Annotated in this window: 13 protein-coding genes and 1 tRNA gene; 1 reads left to right on the top strand and 13 read right to left on the bottom strand. The window is 63.9% G+C overall.

Annotated elements, in window-relative coordinates; genetic code table 11:
* Nucleotides 1–135: 135 nt before the first annotated feature.
* Together AMD14_RS09365 and AMD14_RS09360 are read right to left on the bottom strand one after the other, a co-directional pair.
* The gene (locus AMD14_RS09365) at nucleotides 136–1,128 is read right to left on the bottom strand and encodes a DedA family protein/thiosulfate sulfurtransferase GlpE (RefSeq protein WP_011051117.1); all 993 of its coding nucleotides are present in this window, start codon (nucleotides 1,126–1,128) and stop codon (nucleotides 136–138) included.
* A 44-nt stretch (nucleotides 1,129–1,172) separates the two neighbouring features.
* Nucleotides 1,173–2,117, bottom strand: a complete 945-nt coding sequence (locus AMD14_RS09360; protein ID WP_003481891.1) for a LysR substrate-binding domain-containing protein — start codon at nucleotides 2,115–2,117, stop codon at nucleotides 1,173–1,175.
* Between the two features lie 134 nt (nucleotides 2,118–2,251).
* On the opposite strand from AMD14_RS09360, the gene AMD14_RS09350 reads away from it, so the two are divergent.
* Complete coding sequence (locus tag AMD14_RS09350; RefSeq protein WP_007966758.1) at nucleotides 2,252–2,953, top strand: pirin family protein; 702 nt, start codon at nucleotides 2,252–2,254, stop codon at nucleotides 2,951–2,953.
* Nucleotides 2,954–3,367: 414 nt separating this feature from the next.
* Here AMD14_RS09350 and AMD14_RS09345 read toward each other — a convergent pair whose 3' ends face one another.
* From AMD14_RS09345 to hfq, 11 genes are all read right to left on the bottom strand, one after another.
* Nucleotides 3,368–5,326, bottom strand: a complete 1,959-nt coding sequence (locus tag AMD14_RS09345; RefSeq protein WP_040107607.1) for a methyl-accepting chemotaxis protein — start codon at nucleotides 5,324–5,326, stop codon at nucleotides 3,368–3,370.
* 1,121 nt (nucleotides 5,327–6,447) lie between these two features.
* A tRNA-Ser gene (locus tag AMD14_RS09340) sits at nucleotides 6,448–6,540 on the bottom strand.
* Between the two features lie 83 nt (nucleotides 6,541–6,623).
* Nucleotides 6,624–6,836 (bottom strand): carbon storage regulator CsrA, encoded by a 213-nt coding sequence (gene csrA, locus AMD14_RS09335; RefSeq protein ID WP_003481884.1) that lies wholly within the window; start codon nucleotides 6,834–6,836, stop codon nucleotides 6,624–6,626.
* 139 nt (nucleotides 6,837–6,975) lie between these two features.
* Nucleotides 6,976–9,624 carry an alanine--tRNA ligase gene (gene alaS / locus AMD14_RS09330; protein ID WP_011051114.1) on the bottom strand — a complete coding sequence of 883 codons (2,649 nt, stop codon included), beginning with the start codon at nucleotides 9,622–9,624 and terminating at the stop codon, nucleotides 6,976–6,978.
* Nucleotides 9,625–9,725: 101 nt separating this feature from the next.
* Nucleotides 9,726–10,214, bottom strand: a complete 489-nt coding sequence (recX, locus tag AMD14_RS09325) for a recombination regulator RecX (RefSeq protein ID WP_003481873.1) — start codon at nucleotides 10,212–10,214, stop codon at nucleotides 9,726–9,728.
* Nucleotides 10,215–10,526: 312 nt separating this feature from the next.
* On the bottom strand, nucleotides 10,527–11,561 hold the full coding sequence (gene recA, locus AMD14_RS09320; protein WP_011051113.1) for a recombinase RecA: 1,035 nt from the start codon (nucleotides 11,559–11,561) through the stop codon (nucleotides 10,527–10,529).
* A 172-nt stretch (nucleotides 11,562–11,733) separates the two neighbouring features.
* Nucleotides 11,734–12,375 carry a transcriptional repressor LexA gene (gene lexA / locus AMD14_RS09315; protein WP_005915033.1) on the bottom strand — a complete coding sequence of 214 codons (642 nt, stop codon included), beginning with the start codon at nucleotides 12,373–12,375 and terminating at the stop codon, nucleotides 11,734–11,736.
* An 85-nt stretch (nucleotides 12,376–12,460) separates the two neighbouring features.
* Entirely contained in the window at nucleotides 12,461–14,137 is a 1,677-nt protein-coding gene (gene ubiB, locus AMD14_RS09310) for a 2-polyprenylphenol 6-hydroxylase (RefSeq protein ID WP_003481867.1), read from the bottom strand.
* A gap of 434 nt (nucleotides 14,138–14,571) precedes the next feature.
* Nucleotides 14,572–15,066, bottom strand: coding sequence for a CinA family protein (locus AMD14_RS09305; RefSeq protein ID WP_003481865.1), 495 nt, complete (start codon nucleotides 15,064–15,066; stop codon nucleotides 14,572–14,574).
* 429 nt (nucleotides 15,067–15,495) lie between these two features.
* Complete coding sequence (gene hflX, locus AMD14_RS09300; RefSeq protein WP_003481862.1) at nucleotides 15,496–16,815, bottom strand: ribosome rescue GTPase HflX; 1,320 nt, start codon at nucleotides 16,813–16,815, stop codon at nucleotides 15,496–15,498.
* Between the two features lie 11 nt (nucleotides 16,816–16,826).
* Nucleotides 16,827–17,105, bottom strand: coding sequence for an RNA chaperone Hfq (gene hfq, locus AMD14_RS09295; RefSeq protein ID WP_005915027.1), 279 nt, complete (start codon nucleotides 17,103–17,105; stop codon nucleotides 16,827–16,829).
* Nucleotides 17,106–17,150 lie beyond the last annotated feature (45 nt).

Genomic DNA, 17,150 nt, shown 5'->3' with positions numbered 1-17,150 from the left:
TTTTTACCCGTCGTTTCTGCCGAAGCAGACGCTGGTGCGCAGTGCGTTGCATTGCAGTGCGCCGGCCCGTCGGGCGATGCCGATCTCTCAGCAGAACGCGCGCCGCCGTCACCGCACGCACCGCCTCCCGCGCAATCAGGCCGTGGCAGCAGCAGCGTTCGCGTCGGCAACCACCATCACCGGCACCAGCGATGTCACCGGGTGCCCGGCATCGCGCCATGCGTCCAGACCACCCAGCAGTGGCCGCACATCGCGGTACCCGCGCTCGCGCATCCGCGCAGCCAGCCATGCTGCAGACACCTCGTCCGGACACGCACAGTAGATCACCACGCTGCGATCGCGCGGCACGCTGGCAAGGATCTGCGCCAGCTGACGCTCGTCGGCGAACACGGCGCCAGGAATGGTGTATGGCTGCAACTGGCGATAGCCCGGGGCACGGATATCCAGCACGGTCGGCCGCAGGCTTTCTTCGCCGGCCAGCAACGGCACCAACTCGTCTACCGCGATGCGCGCATGCTCCAGCGATTGCAACAGGCTCTGCCGTCGCCACCAGCGCCAACCGACATAGCCGGCCAGCAACGCGGCCAAGACCACGATCGCGCCCGCGCCGAGTTCGGACAGCAAGGCAAGCACGTCCTGCACCTGAGGCGCGAACGCAGCACCCACACTCAAGCCGACCAATGCCCACAACGATGCACCGACGGCGTCGTATCGCAGGAACGCCGCAGGACGTACCCGCATTGCCCCGGCCATCGGCACCGAGACCATCGACAGGCCCGGCACGAACTTGGCGACCGCCAGCACGCGCACGCCCCAGCGCGAAAAAAAGCGCTCGGTCTGCTTCATGCAGCTGTCGCGCGACAACGACAGCCGACACAGCGACTGCAAGGTGCGGTTACCGAAGCGGCGACCGGCCAGATACCAGACCAGATCGCCCAAGAGACTTGCCGCGACAGAGACCGCCAACGCTGCAAGCCCGGCCAGCCAGGCATCGCTGCCACCTTGCAACGCATAGCTGGCGCCGACCAGCACCAGGGTCGGCAACGCTGGCACCGGCAGCCCGAGCGACAATGCCAGCACGTTGGCGAACACCAGCGCCAATCCGTACTGTTCGATCAAGCCTTGCATGCGACGACCCTGCGCGATGGCGGGCGACCATTATCCGTCTTCCCTCACAGCGGCGACTGCCCGGCAGCGACGGAACGATACGTTGCGGCCAAGGCGTGCAACCAGCGCTCGAACAGGCCCTCGCTGCGCAAGGCACGTCGCCACCAGCTCAATGCCTCCCCCTCTTCGCCCGGCCGCCATGCCAGATAAAAGGTTTCGTCGGGCTTGCGGGTTTCCACCTGCACCTCGCGTAGCCGGCCTTCCTGCAGCGCCCCGCGCGCATACGGCTCGGGCAGAAAGCCGTAGCCGACACCGGCCAATTGCAGCAGCAGCTTGGTGCGCATGTCGGGCACGGTGAGCACATCGCGTCCGGAGAGCAGCCCGACCGTGCGCGGCAGCAGGCGCCGCGCCGAGTCCGCCACTGCGATCGCACGGTGTTCGGCCAACTCGGCCGCGCCCAGCAGGCCGGCATTCGCCAGCGGAGAGGTGGATGCCACGGCAAACACGAACCGCAACGTGCCGATCGGCTCGGCCACATAGCCGCCACCGCTGGGCCCCTCGCCCGCCGCCACGATCAGGTCCACGCGCCTGTCCAGCAGCGCCTCCCAACTGCCCGACAACGACTCGCTCAGCACACGCAGCCGCGTACTGTCGGCCACGGTGTAGAAGTCCAGGATCTGCGACTGCAGCAAGGCCGCAGGCAGCACCGCATCCAGCCCGATCGCAAACTCCGACTCCCAGCCGGAAGCCACGCGCCGCACCCGCACCTCCAGCTCTTGCGCGGCACGCAGCAAGTGGCGTCCCTCGCGCAACAGCTCGCGGCCAGCCTGGGTAGGCGTGGCCTTCGGCCCCACCCGCTCGAACAGCTGCACGCCCAGATCCTCTTCGAGTTTGGACACCGTGTAGGAAATCGTCGAAGGCACCTTGAACAGCACCTTGGCCGCGGCAGCGAACGAGCCACGCCGGTCGATGGCATCCAGGATCTGCAACGCTTCCAGGCTGATTTTCATTGTTCGAAATTTTCGATGGTAATGACCAAATCTACTCGCTTTTTGTGGCGAAGATAGAGGCGGAGACTACGCATCAAGCCGCTGGACCCCGATTCCTTCCAGCGCCAATTTCGAACCTTTCAAGGAGAAGCAGCATGTTGAATGTCCGCAAGAGCGAAACCCGTGGCCGCGCCGAACATGGCTGGCTGTCCTCACGCCACACCTTCTCCTTTGCCAGCTATCACGACCCGCGCCACATGGGCGTTGGCCCGCTGCGGGTGATCAACGAGGACAAGGTGCAGCCAGGCGAAGGCTTCGGCACCCACGCACACCGCGACATGGAGATCATTTCCTACGTGCTGGGCGGCGCGCTGGAGCACAAGGACAGCATGGGCACCGGCTCGGTCCTGCATTACGGCGACGTGCAGCGCATGAGCGCCGGCAGCGGCGTGACTCACAGCGAGTTCAATCACTCGGCCAGCGAGCCCGTGCACTTCCTGCAGATCTGGGTAATGCCCGAGCGTGCCGGCATCGAGCCGAGCTACGAAGAAAAGCACTTCGATGCCGACAGCAAGCGCAATCAACTGCGCCTGATCGCCTCGCCAGGCGGCGACAACGGCTCCCTGCGCCTGCACCAGGACGCACGTCTGTATGCCTCGATCCTGGATGGCCAGGCGCGTCTGCAGCAGCCGCTGGCCGAAGGACGCATCGGCTACGTGCAGGTGGCGCGTGGCAGCCTGAGCGTCAATGGGCAGGCGCTGTCGGCTGGCGACGCGGTGCAGATCGTCGGCGAGCCGGAAATCGTGCTGGCCGATGCACGCGATGCCGAAGTATTGGTGTTCGACCTGCCCAAGTAAGCATCCAGGGCGGGCTGGATGGCGTACCTTCCAGGATTGGCGTGCGATGCGCTGGCCAGTGCCGAAGCAAACAAAGCCCGCGTACGCGGGCTTTGTCTTGTGCGCAGTCTCGTGGAGCTGGCCAGCCGTGACGTGGCAGCTCATGGCAGGCGACTTGCATCCTGCAGCTTGGCAGCCAATAGCCGCGAGACGCAAAATGCCACTCGCGCTGCGAGTTGCGCGCTCTGCGATGTGTGAGTTGCCAATTGCAGCTCGCCCCATCATCGCGACGGTCTGTATGTCATCGCAGCGGCGCTGATGGCAGCGAACGCCCCAGCACCGCAGGTTCGGCCACTTGCGCCGAGATCCACTACAAGGAAGTGCAGGATCTAAGGGAACATCACGATCTCGCGTGCGGGACGCAGTCAACCATCATCACGCCACCTTCGCTGTCGCGCGCCGCGCAGCCTGCGCATCGACCTGCACTGGCGCACGATCCGCCCCGCCATCCGCATCGCCGTTGACCAAGGCGAACAGCGCATCCGCATCGTCTTCCAGCACGCGCGCCGAACGCGCCAAGTCGCCCACCATCTGCGCCTGGTCGCGCGCCTGCACGCCGATCGACTGCAACGCGGTATTGGCGCTGGAAATGTCCAGCGCCTGATCATGGCTGGCGGCGGCGATCTGCTCCACGGTCGCAGTGACGCGCAGGACCGAAGACACCATCTCCTGCATCACTACACCGGCCTGCTCGGCCAGGCGCGAGCCATCGCCGACCTGATCGGTCGCGTGGTCGATCAAGGACCGGATCTCCCTGGCCGACACGCTGCAGCGCTGCGCAAGGCTACGCACTTCGGTCGCCACCACCGCAAAACCGCGCCCCTGCTCGCCCGCACGCGCCGCCTCGACCGCAGCGTTCAGGGCCAGAATGTTGGTCTGAAACGCGATGCCGTCGATCACCTCGATGATCTGACCGATGCGGTCGGTCGCCGAGCGAATGCCGGCGGTGGTCTTGACCACATCGGCAATGACGTCGGCACCGCGCCGCGCCACCGTGGCCGAGTCTTCGGCCATGCGCCGCGCCGAACCGGCATTCTCGGAATTGGCCCGCACCGTTGCGGCCAGCTGATCGATCGTGCTCGAGGTCTGCGCAACCGCGGCAGACTGCGTAGACACGCGACTGACCAGCTCCTGGTTGCTCACTGAAATATGATGCGCCTCGCGCTGCACGTTCTGCGCAATGCTCATGGTCTGCAGCATCAAATCGCGCATCCGCTCGGCCGAACGCACCTGATCGGTGACGTCGGTTGCGTATTTGACCACCTTGTACGGCCGCCCGGAGACATCCAGGATCGGGTTGTAGGAAGCCTGGATCCACACCGCACTGCCATCCTTGCGCAATCGGCGATAACGTCCCGCATCGAACTGGCCGCTCGCCAGCTTCGCCCAGAACTGCCGGTACTCCTCGGACGCGCGGTAGGCCGCATCCACGAACACGCTGTGGTGTTGGCCGATCGCCTCGGCAGCCGGATACCCCATGATGGTCAGGAAGTTTTCGTTCGCACCGAGCACGTTCCCTTGCAGGTCGAACTCGACCACGCCCATGACCTTGTCGATCGCCCGGATGCGCCCATCCGCATCGGCCGAATCGATCACCTGGCGGGTCACGTCGGTGGCATACTTGACCACCTTGTACGGGCGCCCATGCTCGTCGAGCACCGGGTTGTAGGACGCCTGGATCCATACCTCCCTGCCGTCCTTGCCGATGCGCCGATAGCGGCCTGCATCGAAGGCACCGCGCCCGAGCGAATCCCAGAACGCGCGGTACTCCGCCGACTGGCGCGTGCCGGCATCGACGAACATACGGTGATGCTTGCCGACAATCTCCTCGAGCCGGTAGCCCATCACTTGCAGGAAATTCTGGTTGGCCGCGAGCACCGTGCCGTCCAGCGAGAACTCGATGACCGCCATCACCTTGTCGATGGCGTCGATGCGCCCCTCGAAATCGGCTGTCTGGCGTACCTGCGCAGTGATGTCGGTGGCGTACTTCACCACGCGATACGCCTTGCCGGATCGATCCAGCAACGGGTTGTAGGAGGCATTGATCCACACCTCGTGCCCGCGTTTATCCAGCCGGCAAAAGCGCCCGGCATTGAAGTCTCCGCGCCGCAGCCCCTCCCAGAAGTGCCGATAGCTTTCGCTGTCGCGATCTGCGGCCGTCACGAACATGCGGTGGTGCTGGCCGATCACCTCGTCCAGTCGATACCCCATCAGGGCCAGGAAGTTCGGGTTCGCATCCAGAATGCGGCCGTCCAGGTCGAACTCGATGACCGCCATCACCCGGTCCACCGCTGCGACCTTGTGGCGCAGCCCGCGACCCCAGAAGGAGAACACGCGTCCAAGCAGGTTCGATAGGCGCATCACGTCAACATCCGAGATATGGTCTACGTCCTTAGCGACCCAGGTGCCGGTTACTTGACCCCCCACCACATGCCGCATCGACAGGGCGGTTCAGATGTGTAGGACAGAGGCGACGCGTGCTCGCGAAGCGGCAATGACGCCCGTCCTGAGTGCCATTCATGGCAGCCCGGGCAGGCGAGCGAATGGGGTGTAAGACCTCGATCGCTGCGCCGCCGACCTCGAACGCCGAACATCGATAGGCCTTTCGCTCTGGGCCTTCGACCCTGGTTTTGGTTTTGGTCTTGATCCTTACTCCTTGATGGTCCACAGGAGTGGATTGGTGCGCCGGTCTATTTGCAGCAGCAACAGATCCAAACGCTGCAATCTCGCGCGCAGAAGCAGTGTCTTCGTATGCCACCCGCCTGCATGCGCAAGATGGCAAAAACCCGGAGTGCCCAAGACACCATCGATACGAGGATTTATCGCTCACGTCGATGCGCCTCGCTCGATGCGTCATACGGCACGCTGGCGCACACGGCAATGGAGTGCCGCCTCGCCCTGTGTCTCGCACAATGCCTGCAAGCGCATGCCCACAACCATGCGGATGGAATGACATGTCGCAGAGCTGCGCCGAAATCTGGCGGACTGGCACCAAGCAAACAGGGCGCGGCCTCTTCGTAATGCGACAACGCAGCTCGCGATCGCGCTGCAGGCGCCTGACGCGTCGCTATCGACCGTCGAGCGATGCGAGCAAGACAAGGGCCTTCGCTAGCCAGCACATCCCATGCTTCAGATGTGAGCTGGTGAGAGACGCAAAGGCTAGTTGCAAGCCTCCGGCTAGCAGCCGAGCTCAGAGCCGACCTTCTTGAAGCACTATGGGTACTGACGACACGTGCACAGCGCGACCCTTTCGCCGTACTCACTGCTGGCCTGAGTGCGCTCGGACGCGCCTGCAGAGTTGAACTAGCGTCAGCGAGCACCCACGGATCCCAGAATCCGACGACGCTCAGCGTCGCAGCGCCAGACGACGCTTTCAACCAGTACGGCCTTATCGACGAACGCGTAGCACAAATAAAAACGCCCGCAAATCAGTGATTTGCGGGCGTTTAGAACACTGGCGGAGCGAGAGGGATTCGAACCCTCGATAGAGCTTTTGACCCTATACTCCCTTAGCAGGGGAGCCCCTTCAGCCGCTCGGGCATCGCTCCAGTTTTTGCTGCCTGCCGCGATGTCCGTGGCAGGCCGCGAAGAATACCGGGTAAGAGGGGCTAACGTAAACCCTTGACAACGATCAATTCGAAGAATCGTCGCCGTGATGTGCGCCGGAGGCGACAGGCTCATCCCCACGCTGGATGCGCTGATAGATTTCTTCGCGATGCACAGCCACATCCTTGGGTGCGGTGATACCGATGCGCACCTGATTGCCCTTGACGCCGAGAACGGTCACGGTGACCGAGTCGCCGATCATCAAGGTTTCGCCTACCCGGCGAGTGAGGATCAACATTTTGCAAATCTCCTGGAACCGGTGGATTTCCCACCAGCATCGACGGCCTCCTGAGTGAGACGCGCCCTACGTAAAGGGAATAGACCAGAAATGGTAGCGGGACATCCTGCTAGCCAGCAAGGCATAGCAGGACAAGTGTTCAGCCCAAGTGTTGCTTGACCCAGAGGGGGACACCGTCGAGTGCGGTCGCAAGGGCGGGCCCGTCCTCGCCACCACCCTGGGCGAGATCCGGACGGCCACCGCCCTTGCCGCCGATCTGACTGGCGATGTGGCCGAGGAGTTCCCCTGCCTTCACCTTGCCAGTTGGGCTGCCGTTCACGCCAGCGACAAGCGCCACCTTGCCGCCCGAAGCACCAGCCAGCACGATCACTGAATCGCCGAGCTGTTGCTTCAGGCGATCCATCGCATCGCGCAGCGCCTTGGCATCGAATCCCTCCAGACGCACCGCGACAACCTTGACTCCGGCAACATCGATTGCACGAGCGCCCAGATCCGCAGTCGCACCCGACGCCAGCTTGGCCTTGAGCGATTCCAGCTCGCGCTCCAGCCGCTTCTGACGCTCGGTCAGCGCGCGCACCTTATCCACCACCTCGGTGGTGTTGCCGCCGAGCAGATTGGCTGCTTCGAGCAGGCGACGTTCCTCGTCAGCCACGTAGTCCAGCGCGCCCTGCCCAGTCACTGCTTCGATACGGCGCACACCCGACGACACGCCACCTTCGGAGGTGATCTTGAACAAACCGATGTCGCCGGTGCGGGTGACGTGGGTACCGCCACACAATTCGGTGGAATAGCCGCCCATCTTGAGCACGCGGACGTTTTCTCCGTACTTCTCGCCGAACAGCGCCATCGCGCCGAAATCCAGCGCCTCCTGCATGGCCATGTTGTGCACTTCCACGCCATGGTTGGTGCGGACCTCAGCATTGACCTTGCGCTCGATCACAGCGAGCTCGTCAGCAGTGATCGGCTGGAAGTGCGAGAAGTCAAAGCGCAGTCGATCAGGCGCGACCAGCGAGCCCTTCTGTTGCACATGCGTTCCCAGTACTTCGCGCAGGGCTGCGTGTAGCAGGTGGGTGGCCGAATGGTTGAGGATGGTTTTGCCGCGACGTTGCGTATCGATCTCCCCGGCAAGCACATCACCAAGCGCGAGCGCACCTTCGCTGATGCGACCCACATGCCCATGGAACTGGCCGGCGAACTTCTGCGTATCGGCAACTTCGACCGACACGCCGGGGCCGCTCAGCTGGCCGCTGTCGCCGACCTGGCCACCCGACTCGGCGTAGAACGGCGTGCGATCGGTGAACACGATCACCTCATCACCCGCTTCCGCACGTTCGACCGGGCGGCCCTGCCTGAGAATGGCCACGACCTTGAGGGCGTCGGCATCGTACGCCTCGTAACCCAGAAACACGGTCGGCGACATGCTGGCGACCAGGTCCGCCGGCAATGCGACGCCGCCGCCGAACTTGCCAGCCGCACGCGCGGTCTCGCGTTGACGCTCCATCGCGAACTCGAAGCCCTCCATGTCCACGCGCATGCCGCGCTCGCGCGCGATGTCGGCAGTCAGGTCGACCGGAAAGCCGTAAGTGTCGTACAGCCGGAACGCGTCGGCGCCCGGGATGATGTCCTGCGAGCGCGATGCGACCTCGTCGAAGATCTTCATGCCGGCGTCCAGTGTCTCGGCAAAGCGCTCTTCTTCTGCCGACAGCGCGCGCGCCACCGTGTCTTTCGCCACCACCAGCTCGGGATAGGCCTCGCCCATCAGCTCGACCAGCGTGGGCACCATCTTGCTGAAGAACGGCTGGCGCACGCCCAACATCCAGCCATGGCGCAGCGCACGCCGGATGATCCGACGCAGCACATAGCCGCGCCCTTCATTGGAGGGCAGCACGCCATCGACGATGAGGAAGGAGCAGGCGCGGATGTGATCGGCGATCACTCGCAGCGACTTGTTCTCCAGATCGGCGACGCCGGTCAGCGAACCGGCCTTGCCGATCAACGTCTGGAACAGGTCGATTTCATAGTTGGTATGGACGTGCTGCAGGATCGCAGCCAGACGCTCCAGACCCATGCCCGTGTCCACGCACGGCGCCGGCAGCGGCACCAGGGTGCCGTCGGGCTGGCGATCGAACTGCATGAAGACCAGGTTCCAGATCTCGATGAAGCGGTCGCCATCTTCATCCGGCGACCCCGGCGGACCACCGGCGATGTGATCGCCGTGGTCGAAGAAGATTTCGGTACACGGGCCGCAGGGGCCGGTATCGGCCATCTGCCAGAAATTGTCCGAGGCGTAAGGCGCACCCTTGTTGTCGCCGATGCGCACGATGCGGCTTTCCGGGATGCCGATCACGTCGCGCCACAACGCAAAGGCTTCTTCGTCGGTGTGGTAGACCGTGACCAGCAGACGGTCGGCCGGCAGCTTCCAGACCTGGGTCAACAGTTCCCATGCCCAGGCGATGGCGTCCTTCTTGAAGTAGTCGCCAAACGACCAGTTGCCGAGCATTTCGAAGAAGGTATGGTGGCGCGCGGTGTAGCCCACCGAGTCCAGATCGTTGTGCTTGCCACCGGCACGCAGGCAGCGCTGCACGTCCGCGGCACGCACGTAGCTACGCTTCTCCGCGCCGAGGAAGACGTCCTTGAACTGGACCATGCCGGAATTGGTAAAGAGCAAGGTGGGGTCGTTGCCCGGCACCAGCGGCGCGGATGGCACGATGGTGTGGCCCTTCCCCTCGAAGAACGCGAGGAAGTCACTACGGATCTGGGAAGTGCTGAATTTGGCAGGTGCGTTCATGTGCTGGCATTGGGCGGGCGGCAGTCCCGGTCACCCAATGAAATGTGGGCGCAGATGAGCGGAACAACCTGAAACCACGAAGGGTAGCAGGCCTGACGCCCTCAGTCCTCAAGGTCGAAGCGCGTGGCGGCGCGAATGCTGTTGCCTTCGAAACCCCGCCGGGCCAGCAGATCGGCGGCCTTGCGCCGCTGCGGAAGGTCGGTTGGGCCTTGTTCGCCAAACCGACGGCGGATCAGATCGCGCGCGTTTTCGGTCCAATCCCCTTCGAAGGCCGCCAAGGCGGCACTGATGGCCTCGCTATCCAGGCCATGGGTTCCGAGCTCGGCACGAATATGCAGCGGGCCATAGCCCGAACCGGCGCGATTGCGCACGACTGCAGCAGCGAAGCGGGTGTCGTCCTGCCATCCCTCGTCCGTGAGCCGATCGACAGCCGCTTGCGCCGCATCTGGCTCGATCCCGCGGGCCAGCAGCTTGCGGTTCAATTCCTTGCGGGAATGTTCGCGCCGCACCAATAGGCCGAGTGCGCGCTGGACCGGCGTCTGTTCCTTGAACCGGCGCCCCCGCTTTGGTGCAGGCTCTTGCTCGTCCATCGTTGAGGTGTCCCGAATCGCCAAAATCAGTTACGACATCAATGCGCCGTCCATGGCGCCTGCCCTCCTGGCCTTCGATAGATCTACCGCGAGAAGCGACAGCACTGACTCCGCCGTCCTCGCGATAGAAAAACTTCAAACACGCTCGAACTTGTTGCCCCAGCGCCGGGCTGACGTGGGTGGCAATGGAGCGGCCACGAATCGCGCGAGGTTCCCCCAACCGCTCACCGACAGCATCACCGTCACCAACTCACGGCAAATAAATTCCCGGCAAACCAACTCCGGTGAATGGTGATGTTGTGCAGCTGCAACTTACTCCTTGTCTTCGTCGTCGCCGGCTTCACGCGGTGCTTCGGCAGGTTGGAACTTCTCACGCAGCTCCGCTTCCAGCCGGGTCGCAACCTGCGAGTTGTCGCGCAGGTAGGTTCGCGCGTTGTCCTTGCCCTGCCCGATGCGCTCATCGCCATAGCTGTACCAGGCGCCGGCCTTGTCGACCAGCTTGGCTTCCACGCCCATGTCGATCAATTCGCCCTCGCGACTGATGCCTTCGCCATACAGGATTTCGGTCACGACCTGCTTGAACGGAGGCGCCAGCTTGTTCTTGACCACCTTGATCTTGGTCTGGTTGCCGATGATCTCGTCGCCCTTCTTGATCGCACCGATACGGCGGATATCCAGACGCACCGAGGCGTAGAACTTCAGCGCGTTGCCGCCGGTGGTCACTTCCGGGCTCTGGCCCGGCATCATGACGCCGATCTTCATGCGCAGCTGATTGATGAAGACCACCAGCGTGTTGGAGCGCTTGATATTGCCGGTGAGCTTGCGCAGCGCCTGGCTCATCAAGCGAGCCTGCAAACCTGGCAGCTGGTCGCCCATCTCGCCTTCGATTTCCGCCTTCGGCGTCAGTGCAGCGACCGAGTCGACCACCACGATATCAACCGAACCCGAACGCACCAGCATGTCGGCAATTTCCAGTGCCTGCTCACCGGTATCCGGCTGCGACAGCAGCAGGTCGTCGACATTGACGCCCAGCTTGGCCGCATAAATCGGGTCCAGTGCGTGCTCGGCATCGATGAAGGCAGCGGTGCCGCCGTTCTTCTGGCACTCGGCGATGGCTTGCAGGGTCAAGGTGGTCTTGCCGGAGGATTCCGGGCCGTAGATTTCGACCACGCGACCCTTCGGCAGGCCGCCGATCCCCAGGGCGATATCCAGCATCAGCGAGCCGGTCGGGATGACTTCGACCGCCTCAATGACGCGGTCGCCCATGCGCATGACCGAGCCCTTGCCGAATTGCTTTTCGATCTGGCTCAGTGCGGCGGAAAGGGCGCGCTTCTTGTTCTCGTCCATCTGGGTGATCCTCGTCAGTGATTTCGGTATGGGGCTAATGTAGCGGCGGTGTATCGCACAGGCTGAGACCGCAGGCGACACACTCAGATTAAGAAGGCGGCAAGTCCCGTGGCAGCGGGAAATCCTGCAGTGCGGGCTCGGAGAAACGCCAGCACGGCCATCGGCACAGAGCTCAGCGGTTAGGCCTCAACAGCCCGCAATACAGGCCTTCAATCGCGAAATCCTGATCCGGTAGCACCTCAATGGGCGCGTAGTCTGGATTGCGCGGCAACAGCCGGATGCGGTCCTTGCCGATCTTCAGCAGCTTTACCGTGATTTCCTCATCGATCCGCGCCACCACGATCTGCCCCGAGCGCGCGTCGCGGGTACGGTGCACGCCGATCAGATCGCCGTTGAAGATGCCTTCGTCGCGCATCGAATCGCCTTGCACCTTGAGCAGATAATCCGGCGACGGCGAGAAAAACACACGATCCAGCACGACGAAGTCGTCCGAGCCGATATCGGCGCCAATCGGCAGACCCGCGGCCACGCGGCCCAGCACCGGCAGACGCAGCACATCGTCGCGGGCCACCTCGCTCACAGGAGCCGTGCGTGTCTGCGCACCCTGCCCGGCCAGCCGTATCCCGCGCGCCTGGCCTGGGACGCGCCGGATCGCACCCGCATGCTCCAGCGCTTCCAGGTGATATTGCGCCGCGCGTATGCCCTTGAAGCCGAACGCGCGCGCGATTTCGGTCTGCGAAGGCGGAACACCATCGGCGTCGATGCGCTCGGCGATCAGGGCCAGGATTGCTTGCTGGGTATCGGTCAGGTCCATGTTTAGTAGTATTACTACTAACGATCGCCTGCGCAAGTATTTCGCCGCGTCTTGCCCGCACGCCATCAGGACGACGCGTCGCGCGCTAGCGCCGGCTTCGCCAGATCGAAAACAAGATCCAGATGCCGCACAGCGCCGCGCCGATGAAACCGCCCACGCCCAGCGCGAGCAACCAGCGGCTGGCGCTACCGCCGACGCTGTTCATGACGATCGAGGAGCCGATCACCAAGGCGGCTGTCACGATCCCCATCGTGAGGCGATTGGCGGCGCGGTCGACCTGCTCGCCGAACTCGCGCAATGCGCGTGTTTCGACCTGCAGCTGCAGCTTGCCGCGGCGTGCGGCTTGCAACAGGCGCTTGAGGTCGCGCGGCAGATCGCCGATCAGGTCGATCGCGCCAGTCACGGTCCGCCGGCCACGCCGCACGATGGCGCGCGGCGCATAGCGCTGCAGCACCACGCGCTCCAGGTACGGGCGCGCCTCGGTGGCCATGTCGAAATCCGGATCGAGTTGGCGCCCCATGCCTTCCAGGGTGAGAAAGGCCTTGATCATCAGTGCCAGATCCGATGGCAGCGTCAGCCCGTGATCGCGCAGGATGGAGGTGACGTCGCCAAGCATTGCGCCAATACGCAATTCTTTCAGCGGCACGCCGCGATACTCGTCGACGAACGCACCGATGTCTTGCTGCAAACGCGCCTCGTCGATCTCCAGGCTGGTGCCCGCCCATTCCAGCAAGACGTCGATCACCGCTTCGGCGTCGTAGCTGACCATGCCGTGCAGCAGCTGTGCGACCTGAAACCGACGCTGCTCGGAGACGCGCCCGACCATGCCGAAATCGATGACCGCGATGCGCCCGTCGCGCAGGTAAAAAATGTTCCCCGGATGCGGGTCGGCGTGGAAGCAGCCGTCCTGCAGCACCATCTTGAGCACGATGCCGGCACCGGCACGTGCGAGCGCCCTGCGATCCAGGCCGGCCGCATCGACGGCGAGCAGATCGCGCCCCGGAATCCCATCGATGAATTCCTGCACGTTGAGCGACTCGCTGGTCCACTCCCAGTACACCGCCGGCACCACCACCTGCGCATCGTGCGCGAAGTTGGCGGCGATGCGTTCGGCGTTGCGCCCCTCGGCAGCGAAGTCCAGCTCGCGTCGCAGCGAGACGGTAAATTGCTGTACCACCTCGGAAGGACGGTAGCGCTTGAGATCCGGTGCGCGGGTTTCGACGATTTCAGCAAGCCGGGCGAGCAGGCGCAGATCCGCATCGATGGTGTCACCGATATCGGGACGACGGATCTTCAACACCACCGGGGTGCCATCGACCAGCCACGCGCGATGCGTCTGTGCCAGCGATGCGGCCGCCAGCGGTTGTTCGTCCAGGCGCGCGAAGACGCTTTCCGGCTCCATACCCAGCGCGGCGACCAGCTGCGGACGGATCTGATCGAATGGCAGCGCCGGCACCGCGTTCTGCAGCTCGCTCAATTCTTCGATCCACTCCGGCGGCAGCAGGTCCACGCGCGTGGCCAACACCTGGCCCAGTTTGACGAAGGTTGGCCCGAGCTCTTCCAGTGCACGCCGCACGCGCATCGCTGCGGACATGCGCAACCGGCCCTCGGCATTCTGCCAATGCAACAGCCTGCCGGCGCGCTCAAGCACATCGGCCAGGCCGATACGACGCACCACATCGCCGAAGCCGTAGCGGATCAGGACCGAGGCGATTTCCTGCAGACGCCCAAGATCACGTACCGTGCCTAGCGCTTCCCACATCAGCACACCGCCTGCGAGCGCGTTGCGCTCAGGCGCTGCGTGACACTGCAGTACAGAGCAGCCTGCAACGCGGCGACCGATGGGACAGGAGCAAGAAACGAATGCATTGGCACGCTGGGCGGCGAGGAGACCTTGTTTGTAGCCGATCTGCCCTCCGCTGTCGCGCCCCCGCCCCGTCCAAGCTCAGTGCAGGTTGCAACGCGTGCGCAGCGCATGCACCTCGGTTGCGCCATTGCCACCTCGCAGCCTCGTTGCATGTGCCAGATAACGCGTCCGCTCAGCGTGCTGCAGCGGCGTGTCGACAACGAGCCACCGCCAGTTTCTTGGGAAGGTCCATAACTACAGCGTTTGGGTTTCCATGCTGGGCGAGATTGCGTTGACAATAGGGCGTTGCGGATCTGCTACCGAACCCCATCCAGTGGACCCAACGAGTGCTAAAGCAGCGCGCTCAATCCGCGCAGTGCTGCAGCGACGGTCTGACGACGCACCGCATCGCGGTCGCCATTGAACTGGAACAGTTGCGCCGTGGCGTAACCACCGCGACGTTTCCAGCCGATCCAGACCGTGCCGACCGGCTTGTCCTCACTGCCGCCGCCGGGCCCGGCAATGCCGGTCACCGCCACTGCGATGCTTGCGCCGGAATTCACCAGGGCCCCAGAGACCATCTCGATCACCGTTTCGCGACTGACCGCCCCATGCACTTCCAGGGTCTGTGGGCGGACGCCGAGCAGCGCCTGCTTGGCCTCATAGCTGTAGGCGGCCATCCCGCAATCGAACCAATGCGAGGAGCCGGCGACATCGGTCACTGCCTTGGCGATCCAGCCTCCGGTGCAACTCTCGGCAGTGACCAGGCGCTCGCGCGCGGCAAGCAATTGCTGCCCGAGGGCTTCGGCCAGCTGCTGCAGTTCGGAATCGGCGGAAAAAGACATGGGCACGGCAAGGAGGGGGCAGCGGACGTTTTAGCCCAATTCGTCGCGCCTGTCTGCCGCTGGCGCCGATTCCGCCTGGGCGCCAGGCGGCCAAGGTTCAGTGGCGATGTGTGGCCAATATGCGGTACGCCGGGTCTGGCCGGGCTTGCATGTGCGCCGAGATGCCGGCCGCACGCGGTCAACGTGCAGCGCCGCCTTCAAGCCACCTAAGCACCGCAACGATGGCACTGCATTACTGAGGACAGATGTGATGCGCTGCATGAGCGCACGACTGCACTCTTCCGCAGCACCCACTGCTCTACGGGTTTTCTGTAAGTTCCGGCTGGCCAGGACGAGGCCTGGCAACTGCCGCACGGCGATGCGGTACACCCTGCCCCATTCGCCTTGAAGCAGCAGCACGCTCTCGTCATACCGAGCGTGCTGCGTTCTTCACGCTTCCCAGTCTTCGCGACGATCCGGCAGCATTGCGCGCAGTGGCGCACCGTCCTCGCCGGCAGCCAACCGCTCTGCCTCGACCATCGGCAGATCGACCTCGAGCAACCAACCCTCTTCGTCGGATTGCTCATTGCGCACCACTTCCAGCTGATGCAGCCTGGACCGCAGGCGGCCGGCAGACGGTGGTAGCCGTAGCTGGCCGGTCAGGTGGCGCAGGTCCAGCCGCTGGCCGAGCGCATGCTGCAATTCTTCCAGCCCGCGCCCGTCGCGCGCCGATACCCACACACGTTCGCGGCGGGCCGGGTCAGGAATGCCGTCCTGCGCGTCGCGGCGCACTTCGGCGCCTGCGATCTTGTCGATCTTGTTGAATACCAGCAGCTGCGGCAGATCGCCGGCACCGACGGCCTGCAACACTTCGTCGACCTGCAGGATGCGTTCTTCGCGCAACGGGTCTGCCGCATCGACAACGTGCAGCAACAGATCGGCATCGCGCGCCTCCGACAGCGTCGAGCGGAACGCGGCGACCAGCTCGTGCGGAAGATCACGCACGAAGCCGACCGTGTCGGCAAGAATCGCGCTGCCGCCCGGCAACGCAATGCGTCGCACGGTGGGATCGAGCGTGGCGAACAATTGATCTGCCACGTAAGCCTCTGCACCGGTCAACACGTTGAACAGCGTCGACTTGCCGGCATTGGTGTAACCGACCAGTGCAATCCGTGGCAGTTCGCTGCGCATCCGCGCACGACGCATCTGGGTGCGCTGCACCTCGACCTTTTCCAGCCGCTGCTGCAACTGTTCGACGCGCTTTTGCAGCAGGCGGCGGTCGGTTTCCAGCTGGGTTTCGCCGGGGCCGCGCAGGCCGATGGAGCCACCGCGCTGACGCTCCAAATGCGTCCAGCCACGCACCAGCCGCGTGGCCATGTGGCGCAACTGCGCCAGTTCCACCTGCAACTTGCCTTCGTGGCTGCGCGCACGTTGCGCGAAGATGTCCAGGATCAACCCGGTGCGGTCGATCACACGCCGCTCCAGATACCGCTCCAGGTTGCGCTCCTGGCCAGGCGACAGGGTGTGATTGACCAACACCAGATCGGCGCCGGTGGCCTCGGCTGCGGCCTTGACCTCTTCCAGCTTGCCGCTACCGATCAAGGTCGACGGGCTGGGCTTATCGATGCGTGCGGTGAGCGTGGCCGCCACCGTGGCGCCCGCCGACTTGGCAAGGTCGGCGAACTCCTCCAACACATCGTCTTCGGCAGGCCCGCCGGAGTGGGTCTGTATCAACAACGCGTGTTCACCCTTGCGGGACCGATCAAACACGCACTACTCCGTTACTGCTCGACGTCGTCATCTTCCGCCTGATTGCCTTCATTGGATTGCACATACCCACCACCAGGCCCCACGCGCACGTTGCGCGCCGGCACCACCGTGGAAATGGCGTGCTTGTACACCATCTGACTCACGGTATTGCGCAGCAGGACCACGAATTGGTCGAACGACTCGATCGTGCCCTGCAGCTTGATGCCATTGACCAGATACACCGACACGGGCACTCGCTCGCGCCGCAGCGCATTGAGGAATGGGTCCTGTAAAGATTGCCCCTTAGCCATCGAAAAATCCTCTTCATTATTGTTCTTATTGTTCCGGTCGACACC

Source organism: Xanthomonas citri pv. citri, from assembly GCF_000961215.1.
GTDB lineage: Bacteria > Pseudomonadota > Gammaproteobacteria > Xanthomonadales > Xanthomonadaceae > Xanthomonas > Xanthomonas cissicola.
The sequence above is the reverse complement of the archived record's forward strand: the minus strand, read 5'-3'. Positions and strand labels throughout refer to the sequence as shown.

What these genes read in the sequence shown, in the direction of transcription:
- AMD14_RS09365 (WP_011051117.1), bottom strand. Translation starts at nt 1,128, where the DNA reads ATGCAAGGCTTGATCGAACAGTACGGATTGGCGCTGGTGTTCGCCAAC.
- AMD14_RS09360 (WP_003481891.1), bottom strand. Translation starts at nt 2,117, where the DNA reads ATGAAAATCAGCCTGGAAGCGTTGCAGATCCTGGATGCCATCGACCGG.
- AMD14_RS09350 (WP_007966758.1), top strand. Translation starts at nt 2,252, where the DNA reads ATGTTGAATGTCCGCAAGAGCGAAACCCGTGGCCGCGCCGAACATGGC.
- csrA (WP_003481884.1), bottom strand. Translation starts at nt 6,836, where the DNA reads ATGTTGATCCTCACTCGCCGGGTAGGCGAAACCTTGATGATCGGCGAC.
- alaS (WP_011051114.1), bottom strand. Translation starts at nt 9,624, where the DNA reads ATGAACGCACCTGCCAAATTCAGCACTTCCCAGATCCGTAGTGACTTC.
- recX (WP_003481873.1), bottom strand. Translation starts at nt 10,214, where the DNA reads ATGGACGAGCAAGAGCCTGCACCAAAGCGGGGGCGCCGGTTCAAGGAA.
- recA (WP_011051113.1), bottom strand. Translation starts at nt 11,561, where the DNA reads ATGGACGAGAACAAGAAGCGCGCCCTTTCCGCCGCACTGAGCCAGATC.
- lexA (WP_005915033.1), bottom strand. Translation starts at nt 12,375, where the DNA reads ATGGACCTGACCGATACCCAGCAAGCAATCCTGGCCCTGATCGCCGAG.
- ubiB (WP_003481867.1), bottom strand. Translation starts at nt 14,137, where the DNA reads ATGTGGGAAGCGCTAGGCACGGTACGTGATCTTGGGCGTCTGCAGGAA.
- AMD14_RS09305 (WP_003481865.1), bottom strand. Translation starts at nt 15,066, where the DNA reads ATGTCTTTTTCCGCCGATTCCGAACTGCAGCAGCTGGCCGAAGCCCTC.
- hfq (WP_005915027.1), bottom strand. Translation starts at nt 17,105, where the DNA reads ATGGCTAAGGGGCAATCTTTACAGGACCCATTCCTCAATGCGCTGCGG.